Here is a 19,470-nt window from a genome sequence, read left to right on the forward strand (position 1 = left end):
CGGTGGTCAGTGCGGTGCGGTGACGCCGACGGCCTCGGCGAGCGAGCGGTAGCCCGCGTTGCGCAGCCGGGCGGACAGGCCCTTGTGGATCTTGCGGCACCAGAACGGGCCCTCGTAGATGAAGGCGCTGTACCCCTGGACCAGGCTGGCCCCGGCGAGGATGCGCTCCCACACGTCCTGCGCGGTCTCCACCCCGCCGACCGAGACGAGCGTCAACTGCCCACCGGTACGGGCGTGCAGGCGCTTGAGCACGTCGAGGGAGCGGGCCTTGAGGGGCGCGCCGGAGAGGCCGCCGGCGCCGATGGCGTCGACCTTGGCCCGGTCGGTGAGCAGTCCCTCGCGGCCGATGGTGGTGTTGGTGGCGATGATCCCGTCCAGCCGCAGCTCGAGCGCCAGGTCGGCGACGGCGTCGATGTCGTCGTCGGCCAGGTCCGGAGCGATCTTGACCAGCAGCGGGACGTGCGTGGACGTGTGGGCGTCGAGCGTCTCGCGGACGGCGGAGAGCAGCGGCCGCAGCTGGTCCACGGCCTGCAGGTTGCGCAGGCCCGGCGTGTTGGGGCTACTCACGTTGACGACGAAGTAGTCGGCGTGACGGGCGAGCCGCTCGGTGGAGGTGACGTAGTCGCCGACGGCCTCGGCCTCGGGGACGACCTTGGTCTTGCCGATGTTGACGCCGACGACGGTGGCGGTCCTCCGCCGGGCCGCGAGGCGGGCCGCGACGGCGGCGGAGCCCTCGTTGTTGAAGCCCATCCGGTTGATCAGCGCCCGGTCCTCGACCAGCCGGAAGAGCCGCGGCTGCGGATTGCCCGGCTGCGGCTGGGCGGTGACGGTGCCGATCTCGACGTGGTCGAACCCCAGCATGGCCAGTCCGTCGATGCCCACGGCGTTCTTGTCGAAGCCGGCGGCGAGACCGAACGGCCCGGGCATCTCATGCCCCAGCGCCCGCACCCGGAGGGCGGGGTCGCGCGGGGCCAGGACGGCGGCAACGAGCGTGCGCAGCAGGGGGATTGAGGCAGCCAGCCGGATCCAGCGGAAGGCCAGGTGGTGCGCCTTCTCGGGATCCATCCGCCGGAAGACGAGATTGAAGAAGAACTTGTACATGGTGCACCTTCCTGTGCCACCAGGGGGCGCGAGGAACTGCGCGACCAGCCCGCCGCCCGCGGAGGTCCGACCCCGTCTGCGGGACGGACCTCCCCGAGTGGTGTGTTGCTCGCGCAGTCCTCCTCGCGCCCCTGGAGAGTGCGACTACCGCGAGGCGTTCAGGAGGGCGGCGTGCTCCTGGAGGCTGCGCACACCCACCTCGCCGCGCAGCAGTTGGTCGATGCCCTGGACCGCCGCGCCCATGGCCTGAATGGTCGTCAGGCACGGGACCCCGCGGGCGACGGCCGCCGTGCGGATCTCGTAGCCGTCGAGCCGGCTGCCCGTCCCGAACGGGGTGTTGATGATCAGGTCGATCTCCCCGTCGTGGATCAGCTGGACGATGGTCCGATCCGGGCCCTCGCCCGCGCCCTCGCTGTGCTTGCGCACGACCGTCGCGGTGATGCCGTTGCGCTTGAGGACCTCGGCCGTGCCGCTCGTGGCCAGCAGCTCGAAGCCCAACTCGACCAGCGCGCGGGCCGGGAAGACCAGGCTGCGCTTGTCGCGGTTGGCCACCGACACGAACACCCGCCCGCTGGTCGGCAGCGCGCCGTACGCGCCCGCCTGGGACTTGGCGTAGGCGGTGCCGAAGACCGTGTCCAGGCCCATGACCTCGCCGGTAGAGCGCATCTCCGGGCCGAGCACCGTGTCGACGCCGCGGCCGTGGATGTCGCGGAAGCGGCTCCAGGGCATCACGGCCTCCTTGACCGCGATGGGGGCCTCCAGCGGCAGCTCGCCGCCGTCGCCCTCCTTGGGCAGCAGACCCTCGGCGCGCAGTTCGGCGACGGTCGCGCCGAGCGAGATCCGGGCCGCGGCCTTGGCCAGCGGGACGGCCGTCGCCTTCGACGTGAACGGAACCGTGCGCGAGGCACGGGGGTTGGCCTCCAGGACGTACAGGATGTCCCCGGCCATGGCGAACTGAATGTTGATCAGACCGCGCACGCCCACGCCGCGGGCGATGGCCTCGGTCGCGGTCCGCAGCCGCTTGATGTCGAAGCCGCCGAGGGTGATCGGGGGCAGCGCGCAGGCCGAGTCGCCGGAGTGGATGCCGGCCTCCTCGATGTGCTCCATCACGCCGCCCAGGTACAGCTCCTCGCCGTCGTAGAGGGCGTCGACGTCGATCTCGATGGCGTCGTCGAGGAAGCGGTCGATCAGCACCGGGTGCTCGGAGATGAGACCGGCGTGCCGCTCCAGGTAGTCGGCCAGAGAGGCCTCGTCGTAGACGATCTCCATGCCGCGGCCGCCCAGCACGTAGGACGGGCGGGCGAGGACGGGGTAGCCGATCTCGTCCGCGATCTTCTTCGCCTCGGCGAAGGAGAAGGCGGTGCCGTGCTTGGGCGCGGGCAGCCCGGCCTCGACGAGCACGCGGCCGAACGCGCCGCGCTCCTCGGCAAGGTGGATCGCCTCGGGCGAAGTCCCGGCGATGGGAACGCCGTTGTCCTTCAGTGCCTGGGCCAGACCCAGCGGGGTCTGCCCGCCCAGCTGCACCAGGACGCCCGCGACCGGGCCGGCCTGCTGCTCGGCGTGGACGATCTCCAGCACGTCCTCCAGCGTCAGCGGCTCGAAGTAGAGCCGGTCGGAGGTGTCGTAGTCGGTGGAGACGGTCTCCGGGTTGCAGTTGACCATGACGGTCTCGAATCCGGCGTCGCTCAGCGCGAAGGAGGCGTGGACGCAGGAGTAGTCGAACTCGATGCCCTGGCCGATGCGGTTGGGGCCGGAGCCCAGGATGATCACCGCGGGCTTCTCGCGGGGCGCGACCTCCGACTCCTCGTCGTAGGACGAGTAGAAGTAGGGGGTTTTCGCGGCGAACTCGGCGGCGCAGGTGTCCACGGTCTTGTAGACCGGGCGGATGCCCAGCGCGTGCCGGACCTCGCGGACCACGTCGGCCTTGAGGCCGCGGATCTCACCGATCTGCTGGTCGGAGAAGCCGTGGCGCTTGGCGTGGCGCAGCAGTTCGGGATCGAGCAGCTCGGCCTCGGCCAGTTCCTCGGCGATCTCGTGGATCAGGAACAGCTGGTCGACGAACCAGGGGTCGATCTTCGTGGACTCGAAGACCTCCTCCGGGGTGGCCCCGGCCCGGATCGCGTCCATGACCGTGTTGATCCGGCCGTCCGTCGGCCGTGCGGCCGTGGCCAGCAGCTCGGCCTTGTCCCCCACCGGGGAGACGAAGTCGAACTGCGAGCCCTTCTTCTCCAGCGAGCGCAGCGCCTTGTTCAGCGCCTCGGGGAAGTTGCGGCCCAGGGCCATCGCCTCGCCGACCGACTTCATGGTGGTGGTCAGCGTGGAGTCGGCGCTCGGGAACTTCTCGAAGGCGAAGCGCGGGACCTTGACGACGACGTAGTCGAGCGTCGGCTCGAAGGAGGCCGGGGTCTGCTCGGTGATGTCGTTGGGGATCTCGTCCAGCGTGTAGCCGACGGCCAGCTTGGCGGCGATCTTGGCGATCGGGAACCCGGTGGCCTTGGACGCCAGCGCGGAGGAGCGGGACACCCGCGGGTTCATCTCGATGACGATGACCCGGCCGTCCTCGGGGTTGACCGCGAACTGGATGTTGCAGCCACCGGTGTCCACGCCGACCTCGCGGATGACCGCGATGCCGATGTCGCGCAGCACCTGGTACTCGCGGTCGGTCAGCGTCATCGCCGGGGCGACGGTGATGGAGTCGCCGGTGTGCACGCCCATCGGGTCGAAGTTCTCGATGGAGCAGACGACCACGACGTTGTCGTTCTTGTCGCGCATCAGCTCCAGCTCGTACTCCTTCCAGCCGAGGATGGACTCCTCCAGGAGCACCTCGGTGGTCGGCGAGAGCGTGAGGCCCTGCCCGGCGATACGGCGCAGCTCCTCCTCGTCGTGGGCGAAGCCGGAGCCGGCGCCGCCCATGGTGAAGGAGGGGCGGACGACGACCGGGTAGCCGCCGAGGGTGTCCACACCCGCCAGCACCTCGTCCATGGTGTGGCAGATGACCGAGCGGGCGGACTCGCCGTGGCCGATCTTGGCGCGGACGGCCTCGACGACGGCCTTGAACTGGTCGCGATCCTCGCCCTTGTGGATGGCCTCGACCTTGGCGCCGATCAGCTCGACGCCGTACTTCTCCAGGATCCCGGCCTCGTGCAGCGAGATCGCGGCGTTGAGCGCGGTCTGGCCGCCCAGGGTCGGCAGCAGCGCGTCAGGCCGCTCCTTGGCGATGATCTTCTCGACGAACTCCGGGGTGATCGGCTCGACGTAGGTGGCGTCGGCGATCTCCGGGTCGGTCATGATCGTGGCCGGGTTGGAGTTGACCAGGATCACCCGCAGGCCCTCGGACTTGAGGACCCGGCAGGCCTGGGTTCCGGAGTAGTCGAACTCGGCCGCCTGGCCGATCACGATCGGGCCGGAACCGATGACCAGAACGGACTGGATGTCGGTGCGCTTAGGCACGCTGGCCCTCCATGAGCGAGACGAAGCGGTCGAACAGGTAGGCGGCGTCGTGCGGTCCGGCCGCCGCCTCGGGGTGGTACTGGACGGAGAACGCGGGCTGGTCCAGGCACTGCAGGCCCTCGACCACGTCGTCGTTCAGGCAGACGTGGGAGACCTCGACCCGGCCGAACGGGGTCTCGGAGACCCGGTCCAGCGGGGCGTCCACGGCGAAGCCGTGGTTGTGCGCGGTGACCTCGACCTTGCCGGTGGTGCGGTCCTGCACCGGCTGGTTGATGCCGCGGTGGCCGTACTTGAGCTTGTAGGTGCCGAAGCCCAGGGCCCGGCCGAGCAGCTGGTTGCCGAAGCAGATGCCGAAGAACGGCGTCTTCCGGCCCAGCACCTCGCGCAGCACGGCCACCTGGTTCTCGGCGGTGGCCGGGTCGCCGGGGCCGTTGGAGAAGAACACGCCGTCGGGGTCGACCGCGTAGACGTCCTCGGCGGTGGCGTTGGCCGGGAGCACGTGCACCTCGATGCCGCGCTCGGCCATCCGGTGCGGGGTCATCCCCTTGATGCCGAGGTCGAGGGCGGCGACGGTGAACTTCTTCTCGCCGATGGCCGGGACGACGTAGGCCTCCTGGGTGGCGACCTCGCCGCACAGGTCCGCGCCGGCCATCTCGGGCGCCTGGCGGACCTTGGCCAGCATGGTCGCGTCGTCGGCGAGGGCCGGGCCGGAGAAGATGCCGGCCCGCATCGCGCCGCGCTCGCGCAGGTGGCGGGTGAGCGCGCGGGTGTCGATGCCGGAGATGCCGACGACGCCCTGCGCGCGCAGCTCATCGTCGAGGCTGCGCCGGGCGCGCCAGTTGGAGGAGACCCGGCTGGGGTCGCGCACGACGTAGCCGGCGACCCAGATCCGCTGGGACTCCGGGTCCTCGTCGTTGACGCCGGTGTTGCCGATCTGAGGGGCCGTCATGGCCACGATCTGGCGGTGGTAGGAGGGGTCGGTCAGGGTCTCCTGATAGCCCGTCATACCGGTGTTGAAGACGGCCTCGCCGAAGGTCTCGCCGATGGCGCCGTAGGCCTGGCCGCGGAAGATCCGCCCGTCCTCCAGGACGTAGGCGGCGGGGACGCGCTCGCGACGTCGCGCCGTGGGGGTGGATGCCGGTGCGGTCATCATGCGCCTTCCGTGTTCTCGTGCGTGTCGTTCTGCGGGGACTGCTGCGCCCGCTCGTGTGCCTGGATCAGCACCTCGATCGCGGTCACCCAGTTCTCGTGCTGCTCGGAGCGGTCCAGCCGGAACCCGGAGTCGAGCAGCTTGCCGCCGTGCTCCCAGGTGACGACCAGGACGCCGCCCTCGGGCAGCACCTTTCCGGCGATGCCCTTGTCGGTGCGGGCGCCGCGCAGCTGGTCCACCGGGACGAAGAAGCTGGTCGAGGCGGGCCGGACGACGTTCAACCCCTCGGCGCTGAGGGTGAGTTCGGCCAGGCTGCGCTCGCCGAGGCGGTGCGCCACGATCCGGTCCAGCCACTGCCCGGCGGTGGTGGAGCCGATGTAGCGGCCCTCGTCCTCCAGCAGGGTCTCCGTCGTCCGGGCCGGGGGCTTGGGCAGCTCGGGCAGGCCCGACTGCACCGTCTTGCGCCAGTTCCAGCCCTGGCGCATCAGCCAGTACACCAGAGCGATCACCAGCAGGATGCCGAGCGTCCAGCCGATGAGATCACCGACGTGGGTGACCGGCGCGGAGTGCTTGGCGGTGTCCGCCAGTGGGGCCGGAAGGACGCTCACTGCAGCTCTCCGTCCAGCACCTTGGCCTCGCCGCGCAGGAAGGTGGCGACCACCCGGCCGGGCAGCTCCATGCCGCGGTAAGGAGTGTTCCGGCTGCGCGTGGCGAACGCGGCCGGGTCCACCTCGGCGCGGTGGCCCGCGTCGTAGAGGACGACGTTGGCGGGCTCGCCGACGGCCAGCGGGCGGCCGTGGCCGGGGACACCGGAGATCGCGGCGGGCTTGGCGGACATCCGCTCGGCGACCTCGGCCCAACCGATCAGACCGGTGTCGACCATGGTCGCCTGGACCACGGAGAGCGCGGTCTCCAGGCCGACCATGCCCATCGCGGCGGCGGCCCACTCGCAGTCCTTGTCCTCCGCCGGGTGCGGGGCGTGGTCGGTGGCCACGATGTCGATCGTGCCGTCGGCCAGCGCCTCGCGCAGGGCGAGCACGTCCTCCTGGGTCCGCAGCGGCGGGTTGACCTTGTAGACCGCGTCGTAGGAGCGCACCAGCTCGTCGGTGAGCAGCAGGTGATGCGGCGTCACCTCCGCGGTGACGTCCCAGCCCTTGCCCTTGGCCCAGCGGACGATCTCGACCGAGCCGGCCGTGGACAGGTGGCAGACGTGCAGCCGGGAGCCGACGTGGGCGGCGAGCAGCACGTCCCGGGCGATGATCGACTCCTCGGCGACGGCTGGCCAGCCGCGCAGGCCCAGCTCGCCGGAGACGACGCCCTCGTTCATCTGCGCGCCCTCGGTCAGCCGGGGCTCCTGCGCGTGCTGGGCGACCACGCCGCCGAAGGCCTTCACGTACTCCAGCGCCCGGCGCATGATCACCGCGTCGTCCACGCACTTGCCGTCGTCGGAGAAGACCCGGACCTGCGCGGCGGAGTCGGCCATCGCACCCAGCTCGGCGAGCTGCTTGCCCTCCAGGCCGACGGTGACGGCGCCGATCGGCTGCACGTCGCAGTAGCCGGACTCGCGGCCCAGCCGCCAGACCTGCTCGACGACGCCGGCGGTGTCGGCGACCGGGAAGGTGTTGGCCATCGCGTGGACGGCGGTGAAACCGCCCTTGGCGGCGGCGCGGGTGCCGGTGAGGACGGTCTCGGCGTCCTCACGGCCGGGCTCGCGCAGGTGGGTGTGCAGGTCGACCAGGCCGGGCAGCGCGATCAGGCCGTCGGCCTGGATCTCCTGCCCGCCGTCCGCTGCCAGGCCCGCGCCGATCTCGGCGATCACGCCGTCGGCGATGCGGATGTCCTGCGGCTCCCCGCCGAGGATGCGGGCGTTGCGGATCAGATAGGACGTCACTTGCCGTTCTCCTGGGTGGGGTTGGTCGTGATGGCGGGCTCGGAGCCGCCGAGCAGCAGGTACAGCACGGCCATCCGGACGCTGACGCCGTTGGCGACCTGCTCGACGATGACGGAGCGGGGCGAGTCGGCGATGTCCGACTCGATCTCCATGCCGCGGACCATCGGGCCGGGGTGCATCACCAGCGCGTGCTCGGGCAGCAGGCCGAGCCTGCGGGCGTCGAGGCCGTAGCGGCGGGTGTACTCGCGCTGGGTGGGGAAGTAGGCGGCGTTCATCCGCTCGCGCTGGACCCGGAGCATCATCACCGCGTCGGCCTTGGCCAGGGAGGCGTCCAGGTCGTAGCTGAACTGGCAGGGCCAGGTCTCCACGCCGAAGGGCATCAGCGTCGGCGGGGCGACCAGGGTCACCTCGGCGCCCAGCGTGTGCAGCAGGTGCACGTTGGACCGGGCCACCCGGCTGTGCAGCACGTCGCCGACGATGGTGACGCGGCGGCCGGAAAGGTCCTTGCCCGCACCGGGGTTGAGGTGGCGGCGCATGGTGAAGGCGTCGAGCAGCGCCTGGGTGGGGTGCTCGTGGGTGCCGTCGCCCGCGTTGACCACGCTGCCGTGCAGCCAGTCGGACTCGGCGAGCCGCTTCGGCGCGCCCGAGGCGCTGTGCCGGATGACGACCGCGTCCGCGCCCATGGCCTGCAGGGTCAGCGCGGTGTCCTTCAGGGTCTCGCCCTTGGAGACCGACGAACCCTTGGCGGAGAAGTTGATGACGTCGGCGGACAGCCGCTTCTCGGCGACCTCGAAGGAGGTGCGGGTGCGGGTGGAGTCCTCGAAGAAGAGGTTGACGACCGTGCGTCCGCGCAGTGTGGGCAGCTTCTTGACGGACCGTGAGGACACCTGGGCCATCTGCTCGGCGGTGTCCAGGATCAGCAGCGCGTCCTCGCGGCTGAGGTCCGCGGTGGAGATGAGGTGGCGCTTCACTTCGAGGTGCTCCCGTTCGTGGCGTCCGTGGTCTCGCCGAGGAGGACCGCGTCCAGTCCGTCCGTCTCGTCCAACTTGACCTTCACCGACTCCCGCAGCGAGGTCGGCAGGTTCTTGCCCACGTAGTCGGCGCGGATGGGCAGTTCGCGGTGGCCGCGGTCGACCAGCACGGCGAGCTGCACGGCCCGCGGGCGGCCGATGTCGCCGAGGGCGTCGAGCGCGGCGCGGATGGTGCGGCCGGAGAAGAGCACGTCGTCGACCAGGACGACGAGCTTGCCGTCGATGCCGCCGTCGGGGATCTCGGTCTGCTCGAGCGCGCGGGCGGGCTTGAGCCGCAGGTCGTCCCGGTACATGGTGATGTCCAGGGTCCCGAGCGGGATCTCGCGGCCGGTGATCTCGGCCAGCCTGCGGTGCAGGCGGCGGGCGAGGAAGACGCCTCGCGTGTGGATGCCGAGCAGGACGACGTCCTCCGCGCCCTTGGCGCGCTCGACGATCTCGTGGGCGATCCGGGTCAGCGACCGGGCGATGTCACCCTGGTCGAGGACCTGTCGCTGGGCAGCTGTGGTCATGCCGAAGCCGACCTCCTTCCCCGCCTCACGGGACGGGCCTTAAAGGATGTCTACGGGATGGGTGCCCCGACCGCAGGCCGGGTACCGCAGGCAACCCTACCAGGGGCGATCTGACACCCCTGCCCGTGGTCCCGTTCCACCGCAGGTCACAGCCGGTCGCCCGGCCGCTGCGTTCAGCTTGACGAACGCTTATCACTCTGCGTAATCTCACTGTCAGTTACGGCCGGACGACGGATGTCCCCATAAACGCCTCGCGCCGGCGGTGACGCGAAGCACTCGTTGCCTATCGCCTTTTTCGTCCGGGGAGACCAATGTCCAGCGACTACGCGAAACAGCTTGGCGGCAAGCTGCGCGCGATCCGCACCCAGCAGGGGCTTTCCCTGCACGGCGTCGAGGAGAAGTCCCAGGGCCGCTGGAAGGCGGTCGTCGTCGGCTCGTACGAGCGCGGCGACCGCGCGGTCACCGTCCAGCGCCTGGCCGAACTGGCCGACTTCTACGGCGTCCCGGTGCAGGAGCTGCTGCCCGGCAGCACCCCGGGCGGCGCGGCGGAGCCCCCGCCGCGCCTGGTGCTGGACCTGGAGCGGCTGGCCCAGGTCCCCTCCGAGAAGGCGGGCCCGCTGCAGCGCTACGCGGCGACGATCCAGAGCCAGCGCGGCGACTACAACGGCAAGGTTCTGTCGATCCGTCAGGACGACCTGCGCACCCTGGCCGTCATCTACGACCAGCCGGCCTCCCTCCTCGTCGACCAGCTCGTCAGCTGGGGGGTCCTCGACCCCGACGCCCGCCGCGCCGTCCGCGACGACGACGCCGTCTGACGCAGAAACGTTCCCTTGCAGCCCCCGCCAGGGGCGCGGGGAACTGCGCGAGCAACACACCACTCGGGGAGGTCCGTCCCGCACCTGGGGTCGGACCTCCCCGAGTGGCGTGTCGCTTCCGCTGGGGGCACCTCCCGCGGTGGGGGCGCCTCCCGCGGTGGGGGCGCCTCCCGCCGTGGGGGCACCCCCGGCCGAAGGCTGAGGAAAGTGGGGGGATCCTCTGGCGGGGTGGGACTACCTGTTGCGTCCGAACCCGCGGGCCGCCATCCCCAGTGCGGCCAGGGGGGCTTTCCGCGCCGCCGCGACAGCAGCCTTGTACCGGCGCGACGGAATGCTCACCGATTTCCCCCGCGCCAGATCCCGCAGGGATTCCTGCACCACATAATCCGCATCCAGCCACATCCATTCTTTTGTCGAGGACATGTCCATCCCTGCGCGGTCATGGAACTCCGTGTGCACGAAGCCGGGGCACAGCGCCTGCAGCCGCACCCCCGTCCCGGCGAGGTCACGGTCCGTGCCCTGGGTGAACTGGACCACCCAGGCCTTGCTGGCCCCGTAACTCCCCCGCGGCACGAACGCCGCCACCGAGGCGACGTTGACCACGTAGCCCTTGCCCCGCGTGCGCATCCCGGCCACCGCGGCCCGGGTCAGCCGGAGCACGGCCTCGACGTGGACCTTGAGCATCGTCAACTCGTCCGCCAGCGGCACCTCCAGGAAGCCGCGCCGGAAGCCGAAGCCGGCGTTGTTCACCAGCACGTCCACCGGGTGCTTCTCGTCCCCGAGCCGGGCCTCGACCGCGGCGATGCCCTCCTCCGTGGCCAGGTCCGCGGGCAGCACCTCCACCGGGACGCCGAAGGTCTCCGTCAACTCCTCAGCGCTGCTTGCCAGTCGGTCCCGGTCCCGGGCCACCAGCACCAGCGCCAGCCCGTCCCTCGCGAACCTGCGCGCGAACGCCGCCCCGATGCCTGCCGTACCACCTGTGATGAGTGCAGTCCGCATGCCCGGACCCTATCCGGCCGCCCCCATCAGCGCCTCGCCCATCGGAGTGCGGCGGTAGAGGACCGAGCGTCCGGCACGGGCACGGGTCAGCAGGCCCGCCGCCCGCAACACCGCGAGGTGGTCGGCGACAGCACCGGGGGCGAACCCGAGGCTGCGGGCGAGCTGGGTGGTGCTCGCCGGGGAGTCCAGCGCGGCCAGCACCCGGGCACGCGAGCGGCCGAGCAGCGCTGACAGCGCGTCAGGGGAGACCGGGGCGGCGGACTCCCACAGCGCGGCGATGCCCCGTGCCGGGTAGATCAGCGTGCAGGGCCAGGGCGGGTCGTGGTGGGCGGCGACTCCGGGCCAGACGAAGGCCGACGGGATCAGCAGCAGCCCCTCCCCGCGCAGCGGGTAGGTGGAGCGCGCGTCGAAGGGCGGGATCTCGATGCCGCCGTCGTGCCAGCGGACGTTCTCGTGCAACCCCTCCAGCGCGGCGGCCCACCCCTGCCCGCCCAACTGGGCGGCGCGGTGCACGACATCGCGTTCGCAGACAGCCCGCAGCAGCGGCCAGTCGGGGGCGAGCAGTTCCTGCCAGGCGAGGTCGAGGGCGGCGGCGACCTGCTCCACCGCGTCGTCGGCGGCCAGCACGGCGCGGGCCGCGGGCGACGTCTCCGGGCGGGCGGCGAGGCAGCGCTCGATCTCCCGGCGGGCGGCCTCGGGCGGGGCGCTCCGGATCGCGGCCAGGTCGTCGGCCCAGGTCTGCGCCATGCCGCGGGGCGGGATCGCGACGAAGTCCGCGCCGAAGCGGTCGTTGTGCAGGGCCAGCGCCGCCTGGACGGACGGCTCCCGGCGCAGGCGCTCGAACGGCCGGCGCAGCCGCTCCCGCCAGGCGGGCGGCAGCGGACGCCCCTCATGATGGCCCAACAGGCGTAGCAGGTTGGCGAGTTCGAAGGCGGGTGACAGCGCGAACCGGCTCCGGACCAGATCCTCCGCACCCACCTCGAATCGCAGCACGCCCCGACCTTACGTCCAGGGACGAATATCTCGCGCGCGAGTTCTCCTCCCGGACAGGCTCGGGCCATGACCACCTACCGCGAGGTCCTGACGGACCGCCGCTTCCGTCTGCTGTTCACCACCCGGACCCTCGGCATCGTCGGGGACACGCTGCGGATCACCACGCTGTCCGTGCTCGTCTACGCCGACACCCGGTCCGCCCTGTTCAGCGCGCTGGCCTTCGGCGTCGGCTTCCTACCGCAGCTGCTCGGCTCGATGCTGCTGGGCTCGCTGACCGACAGCCTGCGCCCGCGCTCCCTGATCACCGCCGGCTATCTGCTGCAGGCAGCTGGCGCGCTGCTGCTCGGCCTGCTCCGGCTGCCGGTCGTGCTCAGCCTGACCGTGGTGGGCACCGTGGCACTGGTGTCGCCGGTGTTCAACGGGGCGTCAAGTCGCCTGGTGGCAGAGACCCTTGACGGCGACGCCTATGTGCTGGGCCGCTCGCTCAACAACATCGCCTCCTCCGGCGCCCAGCTGGTCGGGCTCGCCGGCGGCGGCATCGCCGTGGCGGCCCTGGGCCCGCGCGGGGCGCTGCTCGTCGCGGCCGCGATCCAGCTGGCCGTCGCGGCGGCGATCCGGCTGCGGCTGCCCGACCTGCCGGCGCTCCACCCGGCGGACGGCGCCGTCGTCCGCCGGAGCTGGAGCGGCAACGGCACGCTGCTGCGGACCCGGCCGGTGCGACGGCTGCTGCTGGCCCAGTGGCTGCCGTCCGCCTTCGTGGCGAGCGCGGAGTCCCTGGTCGTCGCCTACGCCGGGGGCCGGGGCTTCGCTCCCGGCAGCTACGGCCTCCTGCTGGCCTGCCTGCCGGTCGGCATGCTGGCCGGGGACCTGGTGCTGGGCCGGTTCGCGGCCCCCGCGCTGCGGGAGCGGCTGGTCGCCCCGCTGGCGGCACTGATGGGCCTGCCGCTGCTGCTCTTCGCCCTCGACGCCCCGGTACTCGGCTGCGCCGGGGCGCTGCTGGCCGCCGGCTTCGGCTTCGCCTACGCGCTCGGCCTGCAGCGGGCCTTCCTGGAGGCGCTCCCCGATGACCGGCAGGGTCAGGCCTTCGCCCTGCTGGGCGCGGGCAACATGACACTGCAGGGCGTCGGCCCCGCCGTCTTCGGCGCGGCCGCCGGAGTGGCGGGGACCGGCACGGCGATGGCTGCCGCCGGGGCGTCGGCCGTCGTCACCGCCGCGTGGATCGCGACCTGGCAGCGGCGACCGGGACCGGAGTCCGGTTCACGGCAGGGCGGTCAGCTCGGCGGCACGGCGCAGGTCCTTGGGACGGCCGACGGCCAGCCGCATGGCGACGAGGTCCGCGCGGTCGAGGTAACGGACCGTCAGGTCGCCGTCGCGGGCGGCCGCCGCGCGATCGAGGAAGGCTGACACGTCGAGGCCGCCCCAGGGCAGGGCGGGTGTGCACAGGTCGCCGCCGGCGCAGGCGGTGTTGAACTGGACCTTGGGGCGCTCCAGGCTCGGCAGGTCCAGCGGCAGCGGCTTCCCGTCGTCGTCGGTGAGGCGGGCGTCCACCTCGCGCAGGGCGGCCAGCAGGGCGGGCGCCTCGGCGGGGTCGCCGGACCAGAGCAGGTCCAGGTCGCCCGTCAACTCCTGGGAGCCGTGCAGGATTCCGGCGACCTGGCCGATGGCCGCGGCGCGCACGCCGTGCCGGCTCAGGGCCCGGAGCAGCGGGAAGGGGTCGAAGCCGAGGGCGCCGTCGGTGGCGAAGGTGCCCTGTTCGTCGTCCGCGTCGTCGTGCCCGATCCCGGTCGGCTCCCGGTCGGCCGTCGCCACACGGGTGCGTTCGACGGACAGGCGCAGTCGCTCGATCGGGGACAGCGGGGAGGGCACAGGAGAGGTCACCAGGGGATGGTGGCACAGGCCGGGCCACCGCTCCGAACGCATTTCGGCCGTCACACGCGCTCGTAGAACCCGTCCAGGCGCCCCCGCGCGAGCACGGGTTCCCCTCCAGGGCCGGGGACAGGTCCGTTCCCCCACGCGCCTGGCGGCGTGGACCGTCGGGACCACCGCCTCGTGCGCGAAGTCGGGACTGCGCAGGTCGAGCGTGTCCACGCCGGCGAGGTTCGGCGCGTTCCAGGCCAGACCGTCCTGGCCCGCGCGCCGGTTCTTCAGCAACGTACCGATCACTGCCACGAGTTGCCCCTCTTCCCTGTGCTCCGCCCTGACCTCGGCGTTCCCTTCACACGTATCGCGCGCCGAGCGGGAGGCCGAAGGGCGTCCGGAGCTTGCATCCGCGGACGCACCCTGTTCTCACGGCTTCCGGGCAGCGGCTGCGCTAGCGTGCGCGGGGTGAAGCCGATCACAGACGCCCAACGCCGGGCGCGACTCGGGATGCGACAGCTGTCCATTCGGGCCGGTCATCCGCGGGAGGTCGCGGACGCCCTGGTCGGCCTGCACGGGACCGACCCCGCGACCGTCTACCTCTCCCTCGGGGCCCGGCTGGCCGCCCCCTCCCCCGCCGCCGTCGAGGCCGCGCTCTACGACGAGGTCTCCCTGGTCCGCCTGCTGGCCATGCGCCGCACGCTGTTCGTCGTCCCCGACGACCTCGCCGCCGTCGTCGACTCCTCCAGCGCCCACGCCGTGGCCGCCCGCGAACGCAGGCAGGCCCTCACCTTCCTCGCCGAGAACGGGGGTTGGGACGAGTCCCGGCTGCAGGCCGTCTGCGCCGAGACGCTCGACGCGCTGCGCACGCTCGGCGCGGCCACCGGAGCGGAACTCGCCGCGGCGGTCCCGGCCCTCGCCGAGCAGTTCACCGTGGCCGCGGGCAAGCCCTACGAGGCCAAGCAGTCGGCCGGGAGCCGGGTGATCCGGTTGCTCTCCTGCGACAACCTGATCCGGCGCGACCGGCCGAAGGGCGGCTGGACATCGAGCGCCTACCGCTGGACGCCGAGCGAGCCCTTCCCCCAACTGCCGCCCGCCGACGCCAAGTCGGAACTGGTGCGGCGCTGGCTGGCGAGCTACGGACCGGGCACCGAGGCGGACCTCAAGTGGTGGACCGGCTGGTCCCTCGGCGACGTCCGCCGCGCCCTCGCCGCGGTCGGCGCCGAGCCGGTCGCCCTCGACTCCGGCGCGCAGGGCTTCCTGCTGCCCGGGGACGACGAGACGGTGGACGCGGCGCCGACGGCGGCCCTGCTGCCCGCGCTGGACCCGACCGCCATGGGCTGGCAGGAGCGGGACTGGTACCTGGATCCGGACCTGAAGCCCCAACTCTTCGACCGGACCGGCAACATCGGCCCCACGGTGTGGTGGGCCGGCCGGGTCGTCGGCGGTTGGGGGCAGCGCCCGGACGGGTCCGTCGCCTGGGAACTGCTCGCCCCGGTCCCCGCCCCGGGCCGCCGCGCCGTCGCCGCCGAAGCGGAACGCCTGACCGCGTTCCTCGGCGGAGTGCGCGTGACGCCCCGCTTTCGCACGCCCCTCGAGCGCCGGCTCGCGGAACCGGCACGGCCCGCACCGGGAAACCTCTGAGTTTCCTCTGAATTCCCGCGCCGGAACCTGTGATTCCGGGCCACCATGTGAGACGGCACGCGACGCACCCCGCAGCGGGGTGTGCGCTCGGGGGAACCACAGGGGGATCTGACATGCCGTCACACCGCTCCGCCGTCCTGCCCAGCCGCCGGGGGCTGATCCGCGGCATCGCCGCGGGCAGCGCCACCGCGCTCGTCAGCGCGGGCACCACGGGAGCGGCCCAGGCCGCGCCCGGGCCGGCGCCCGCACCCGCGCACCGCAAGGGCCGGGTCCGCGAGTACTGGATCGCCGCCGAGTCGTTCCCGCACAACGCCGTGCCGAACGGCAGGGACGAGATGTCCGGGGCCACCTTCACCGCGGCGCAGACCAGCTTCACCGCCCTCGGCTTCCGCGCCTACACGCCCGGCTGGGGCCGGCCGCTCCCGGCCGACCTGGGCCCGCACGGCATCGGGGCCAACACCGGTATCCCCGGTCCGGTGATCCGCGCCCAGGTCGGCGACACCCTCAAGGTCCACTTCCGCAACGACGACCACCACTACCGCTGGCCGCACAGCATGCATCCGCACGGGGTCCGCTACACCCCGGACAACGACGGCGGCTGGGTCGCCGCCTCGCCGGACACCCCCGGCACCGCCGTCCCCTACGGCGGGACCTACACGTACACCTGGACCGCCGAGCCCAGTTCGGTCGGCACCTGGCCCTACCACGACCACTCCGTCCCGCAGACCGTCCCCGGGGCGTCGTCGGGCGGCGGCATGGGCGCGATGGGCGGCGGCACCATGGAGATCGGGGCGCAGCTGGGGCTCGTCGGCGTCCTGGTGGTGACGGACCACCACACCCCCGACGTGGACCGGGAGTTCGCGCTCGTCTTCCACGACCTCTACGCGAACGACGTCCCCTCGCTGGCCCAGGACCTCGACCTGTTCAACGGCTACGCCTTCCTCGGCAACACGCCGACCTTCCACGCCCGAGCGGGCGAGCGGGTGCGCTGGCGGATCGTCGCGCTCGGGAAGGAGTTCCACGTCTTCCACCTGCACGGACACCGCTGGCGCAGCGGCCTCGGCTACCAGGGCTGGGTGGACTCCCAGATCGTCGGGCCGTCCACGTCACTGACCGTCGAGTACACCGAGGACAACCCGGGCGACTGGCTCTACCACTGCCATGTGGTGGACCACATGATGGGGGGCATGGTCGGCCGCTACACCGTCTCGGGCTGACGACCGGTCCCGTCCCCGCCGGCGGGGTCCGCGTCCCCGTCCGCTTCGCCGTCCGTGTCCGTGAGCAGCAGGTCGAGCCGGCCCACATGGCGGCTCGTCAGCTCGCGGACGCCGGCGAGGTCGCGGGCCAGCATCAGGTCGAGCAGCCGCTCGTGCTCCATCGCGGAGTCGATCAGCAGCCCGGCCTCGAGCAGCGCGGTGATGCCGTAGAGGCGGGCCCGCTGGCGGATCTGCCGGACGGTCTCCAGCAGGTGCTGGTTGCCGTGCAGGGCCAGCACCCCCAGGTGGAACTCGTGGTCCGCCTCCAGGAACCCGAGCAGGTCGCCCTCCGCCGCCGCCCGCACGGTCTCCTGCGCGGGCTCGCGCAGCGACTCCAGCTCGTCGGCCTCGGCCGCGGCGGCCACCTGGACGAAGGCGGGCACCTCCAGCAGCATCCGGATCTCGCAGAAGTCCAGGAGGTCCTTGGTCTTCATCGCCGCGACCCGGAAGCCCTTGTTGGGCACCACCTCGACCAGCCCCTCCTTCACCAGGTCGAGCATGGCCTCGCGGACGGGCGTGGCGGAGACGCCGAACTCGGCGGCCAGCGCGGGCGCGGAGTAGACGGTGCCGGGGCGCAGCTCACCGGTCAGCAGGGAGGCGCGCAGCGCGGTGGTGACCTGCGCCCGCAGGCTCTGGCGTGCCTGCACGGACGGCAGGTTCAGCGCGTCCATGCCCCTGATCTCCACGGCTGCGTGCTCCTCCTGATCCCGCCCTGGCGTCTCCGACCGCGTGCCCGACGGCCACGGCCGGGACATGACCGTACCTCATATCGGAACCCGGCGCTCCACCTGGCAAGGCTCTGACCAGCCATGATGTGATCAGTTCGCGTCAGGACTGCATGTCCGGGATTCCTGTCGGGTCGGTGTCAGGCTTCCCCGGCGGGCACCAGCTCCGCGAGTTCGGTGCGGGAGGCGACGCCGAGCTTGGGGTACGCCTTGTAGAGGTGGTAGCCGACGGTCCGGGCACTCAGGAAGAGCTGCGCGGCGATGTCCCGGTTCGACAGCCCCTGCGCGGCGAGCCGGACGATCTGCGCCTCCTGCGGGGTGAGCCCGGCGAGCGGACCGGCGGCGGCCGGGCGCTCGGCGCCGGCGGCCGCACCGGTCGCGTCGAGCTCGGTCCGGGCCCGCTCGGCCCATGGCCGGGCGCCGAGTTGACGGAACGTCTGCTCGGCGGCGCGCAGGGGAGAGCGCGCCTCGGCCTTGCGCCGGCCGCGGCGCAGCCACTCGCCGTAGAGCAGCTGGGTGCGGGCGAGCTCCCAGGGGCGGGGCTGCTTGGCGTGCAGGTCGAGGGCCGCCGTGTAGAGGCTCTCGGCGAGCTCGTCCGGGGCGAGCATTGCGTGACAGCGGCGGACCAGCGCGTCCGCCCACGGCCGCCCGGAGTGCCCTGCCCAGCGCTCGAACCATGCCAGCGGCTCCTCCACCCGCTCGGGCCGGCGCAGCCGGACCGCGGCCTCGACCAGGTCGGGGACGGAACGGACCGCGGAGACATGGTAGTTCTGAGGGCTCCGGGCGAGCGCGTCGAGATGGGCGAGCGCGTCCTCGGCGCGCCCGGCGCCGAGCTCCAGCAGGCCGAGAGCCCAACGTGCCCATGGAGCACCGGAGTTGCCGCTGGCGAGGGCGGCGTCGGCGTGGTCGCGGCACTCTTCGTCCGCGCCACGGGTGGCGGCGAGGTACGCGAGGAAGCCGCGCATCTGGCCGACCCAGAGCGACTGGTCGCTGTCCAGCGCGAACTGCAACGCCTCGGCGGCCTGGGCGGCCGCGGACTCGGGACGCCCCTCGAAGAGCTCGGCCTCGGCGAGGAAGAAGAGGAGGGTGGGCAGGGCCCCGAACGCCCCTGTTTCCCGCGCCTCGCGGGTGAGCCTGCGCGCCAGGTCCAGCGTCTCGTCGTCGTGCCCGGGCACGAGGCTCGCCCCGCACGGCAGTATCAAATCCACCGGCACCGCCGCCCCCGCCCTCCGGGCCGCCCGCTCCACCTCCTCCAGCGTCATCCTCCCCGGAACGCCAACCCCCGCCAGCGCCAAGCCTCTTACGCCCCCAGGCCCGGCAGCAGCCTGGCTCCCAACCCCACCCGCCGCCGCCGCGGCGGCGGCGGGGGCCAGGCCCCCCGGCGCAGCCGCGGCAGGCCCAGACTGCCCGCCGCTCCGCGGCGCAGCCCCGGCGGCAGAGCCCGCCGCAGGCACCGACCCCGACACGCCACCGCTCCGCGGCGAAGCCGCCGACTCGGCACCCACACCCCCACCCAAGGACACCCCCGACCCGCCCGGCGCAGCAGCAGCGCCGACAGGCCCGGCAAGGCCGCCGCTCCGCGGCGAAGTCGCGGGGGCGCGGTGCGGGGCGCCCGGCGGGGTGGGGAGGTGGGCCAGGGTGGTGGTCAGGTAGTGGACGACGGGGGACGCCGGGTCGGCCGGGGGCAGGGGGAGGGCGCGGAGAGCGCCGAGCACGGCGTGGACGGAGGAGGCGTCGTCGTACCAGGCTGCGTGGACGGCCTGCACCAGGACCCGCGCCGCCGGGCCCGGGGCCGAGGAGGAGACCAACTCGGCTGCCTCCAGCAGCAGTTGGTACGCCGACCGGTAGTCGGCCCGCCAGAACTCGGCCACGCCCCGCGCGAACAGCAGATGGGCCCGCGTCATCTCGTCCGGCTCCGGGCCGGCTAGCGCCGTGGCGGCCAGCTCCTCCGCGCGGCGGACCTCGCCCGCCTCCAGCGCCGCCTCCACCGCCGCGACCGTAAGCTCCCGGGCCCGCGCCATATCCGGGCTCAGCCGGGCCGCCCGCTCG

15 protein-coding genes are annotated in these 19,470 nt (G+C 72.7%); 4 read left to right on the forward strand and 11 right to left on the reverse strand.

Translation table 11 applies throughout. The annotated features are described in order from the left end of the window. Window positions 1-6 precede the first annotated feature (6 nt). The 7 genes from ACFP3V_RS15025 to pyrR all read right to left on the reverse strand — a co-directional run bounded on the left by ACFP3V_RS15025 (window position 7) and on the right by pyrR (window position 9,132). Window positions 7-1,101, reverse strand: a complete 1,095-nt coding sequence (locus tag ACFP3V_RS15025; protein ID WP_380583514.1) for a quinone-dependent dihydroorotate dehydrogenase — start codon at window positions 1,099-1,101, stop codon at window positions 7-9. A 144-nt stretch (window positions 1,102-1,245) separates the two neighbouring features. Next, window positions 1,246-4,551 (reverse strand): carbamoyl-phosphate synthase large subunit, encoded by a 3,306-nt coding sequence (carB, locus tag ACFP3V_RS15030; RefSeq protein ID WP_380583515.1) that lies wholly within the window; start codon window positions 4,549-4,551, stop codon window positions 1,246-1,248. Beyond that, the gene (gene carA / locus ACFP3V_RS15035; RefSeq protein WP_380583529.1) at window positions 4,544-5,701 is read right to left on the reverse strand and encodes a glutamine-hydrolyzing carbamoyl-phosphate synthase small subunit; all 1,158 of its coding nucleotides are present in this window, start codon (window positions 5,699-5,701) and stop codon (window positions 4,544-4,546) included. The genes carB and carA overlap by 8 nt, the downstream gene beginning before the upstream one ends. After that, window positions 5,701-6,309: a PH-like domain-containing protein gene (locus ACFP3V_RS15040; protein WP_380583516.1), complete on the reverse strand. Its 609-nt coding sequence runs from the start codon at window positions 6,307-6,309 to the stop codon at window positions 5,701-5,703. Before ACFP3V_RS15040 ends, carA begins: the two co-directional genes overlap by 1 nt. Further along, complete coding sequence (locus ACFP3V_RS15045; RefSeq protein ID WP_380583517.1) at window positions 6,306-7,592, reverse strand: dihydroorotase; 1,287 nt, start codon at window positions 7,590-7,592, stop codon at window positions 6,306-6,308. The genes ACFP3V_RS15040 and ACFP3V_RS15045 overlap by 4 nt, the downstream gene beginning before the upstream one ends. Then, a complete protein-coding gene (locus tag ACFP3V_RS15050) occupies window positions 7,589-8,563 on the reverse strand; it encodes an aspartate carbamoyltransferase catalytic subunit (RefSeq protein ID WP_380583518.1) in 975 nt (324 codons plus the stop codon). The genes ACFP3V_RS15045 and ACFP3V_RS15050 overlap by 4 nt, the downstream gene beginning before the upstream one ends. Then, window positions 8,560-9,132 (reverse strand): bifunctional pyr operon transcriptional regulator/uracil phosphoribosyltransferase PyrR, encoded by a 573-nt coding sequence (pyrR, locus tag ACFP3V_RS15055; protein ID WP_380583519.1) that lies wholly within the window; start codon window positions 9,130-9,132, stop codon window positions 8,560-8,562. Before pyrR ends, ACFP3V_RS15050 begins: the two co-directional genes overlap by 4 nt. Window positions 9,133-9,443: 311 nt before the next feature. Here pyrR and bldD point away from each other — a divergent pair, with 311 nt between their 5' ends. After that, window positions 9,444-9,947: a transcriptional regulator BldD gene (bldD, locus tag ACFP3V_RS15060; RefSeq protein WP_380583520.1), complete on the forward strand. Its 504-nt coding sequence runs from the start codon at window positions 9,444-9,446 to the stop codon at window positions 9,945-9,947. 234 nt (window positions 9,948-10,181) lie between these two features. On the opposite strand, the gene ACFP3V_RS15065 is transcribed toward bldD, so the two are convergent. Both ACFP3V_RS15065 and ACFP3V_RS15070 read right to left on the reverse strand, forming a co-directional pair. Continuing rightward, window positions 10,182-10,946 carry an SDR family NAD(P)-dependent oxidoreductase gene (locus ACFP3V_RS15065; protein WP_380583521.1) on the reverse strand — a complete coding sequence of 255 codons (765 nt, stop codon included), beginning with the start codon at window positions 10,944-10,946 and terminating at the stop codon, window positions 10,182-10,184. 9 nt (window positions 10,947-10,955) lie between these two features. Further along, window positions 10,956-11,939: a DUF5937 family protein gene (locus ACFP3V_RS15070; protein ID WP_380583522.1), complete on the reverse strand. Its 984-nt coding sequence runs from the start codon at window positions 11,937-11,939 to the stop codon at window positions 10,956-10,958. Between the two features lie 66 nt (window positions 11,940-12,005). Between ACFP3V_RS15070 and ACFP3V_RS15075 the strand changes: the two genes are divergently transcribed. The 3 genes from ACFP3V_RS15075 (at window position 12,006) to ACFP3V_RS15085 (ending at window position 16,657) form a co-directional block, all read left to right on the forward strand. Further along, window positions 12,006-13,343 (forward strand): MFS transporter, encoded by a 1,338-nt coding sequence (locus ACFP3V_RS15075; RefSeq protein WP_380583523.1) that lies wholly within the window; start codon window positions 12,006-12,008, stop codon window positions 13,341-13,343. A 921-nt stretch (window positions 13,344-14,264) separates the two neighbouring features. Beyond that, a complete protein-coding gene (locus ACFP3V_RS15080; RefSeq protein ID WP_380583524.1) occupies window positions 14,265-15,440 on the forward strand; it encodes a winged helix DNA-binding domain-containing protein in 1,176 nt (391 codons plus the stop codon). A 113-nt stretch (window positions 15,441-15,553) separates the two neighbouring features. Then, on the forward strand, window positions 15,554-16,657 hold the full coding sequence (locus ACFP3V_RS15085; RefSeq protein ID WP_380583525.1) for a multicopper oxidase domain-containing protein: 1,104 nt from the start codon (window positions 15,554-15,556) through the stop codon (window positions 16,655-16,657). Here the strand turns inward: ACFP3V_RS15085 and ACFP3V_RS15090 are convergent. Next, a complete protein-coding gene (locus ACFP3V_RS15090) occupies window positions 16,639-17,382 on the reverse strand; it encodes a GntR family transcriptional regulator (RefSeq protein ID WP_380583526.1) in 744 nt (247 codons plus the stop codon). The two genes, ACFP3V_RS15085 and ACFP3V_RS15090, sit on opposite strands and share 19 nt — an antisense overlap. 179 nt (window positions 17,383-17,561) lie before the next feature. Continuing rightward, window positions 17,562-19,470 (reverse strand): helix-turn-helix transcriptional regulator (locus ACFP3V_RS15095; protein ID WP_380583527.1); only part of this gene is annotated, 1,909 nt, incomplete at its 5' end.

Origin of the sequence: Streptacidiphilus monticola, from assembly GCF_042658505.1 — a bacterium.
Classification (GTDB): domain Bacteria; phylum Actinomycetota; class Actinomycetes; order Streptomycetales; family Streptomycetaceae; genus Streptacidiphilus; species Streptacidiphilus monticola.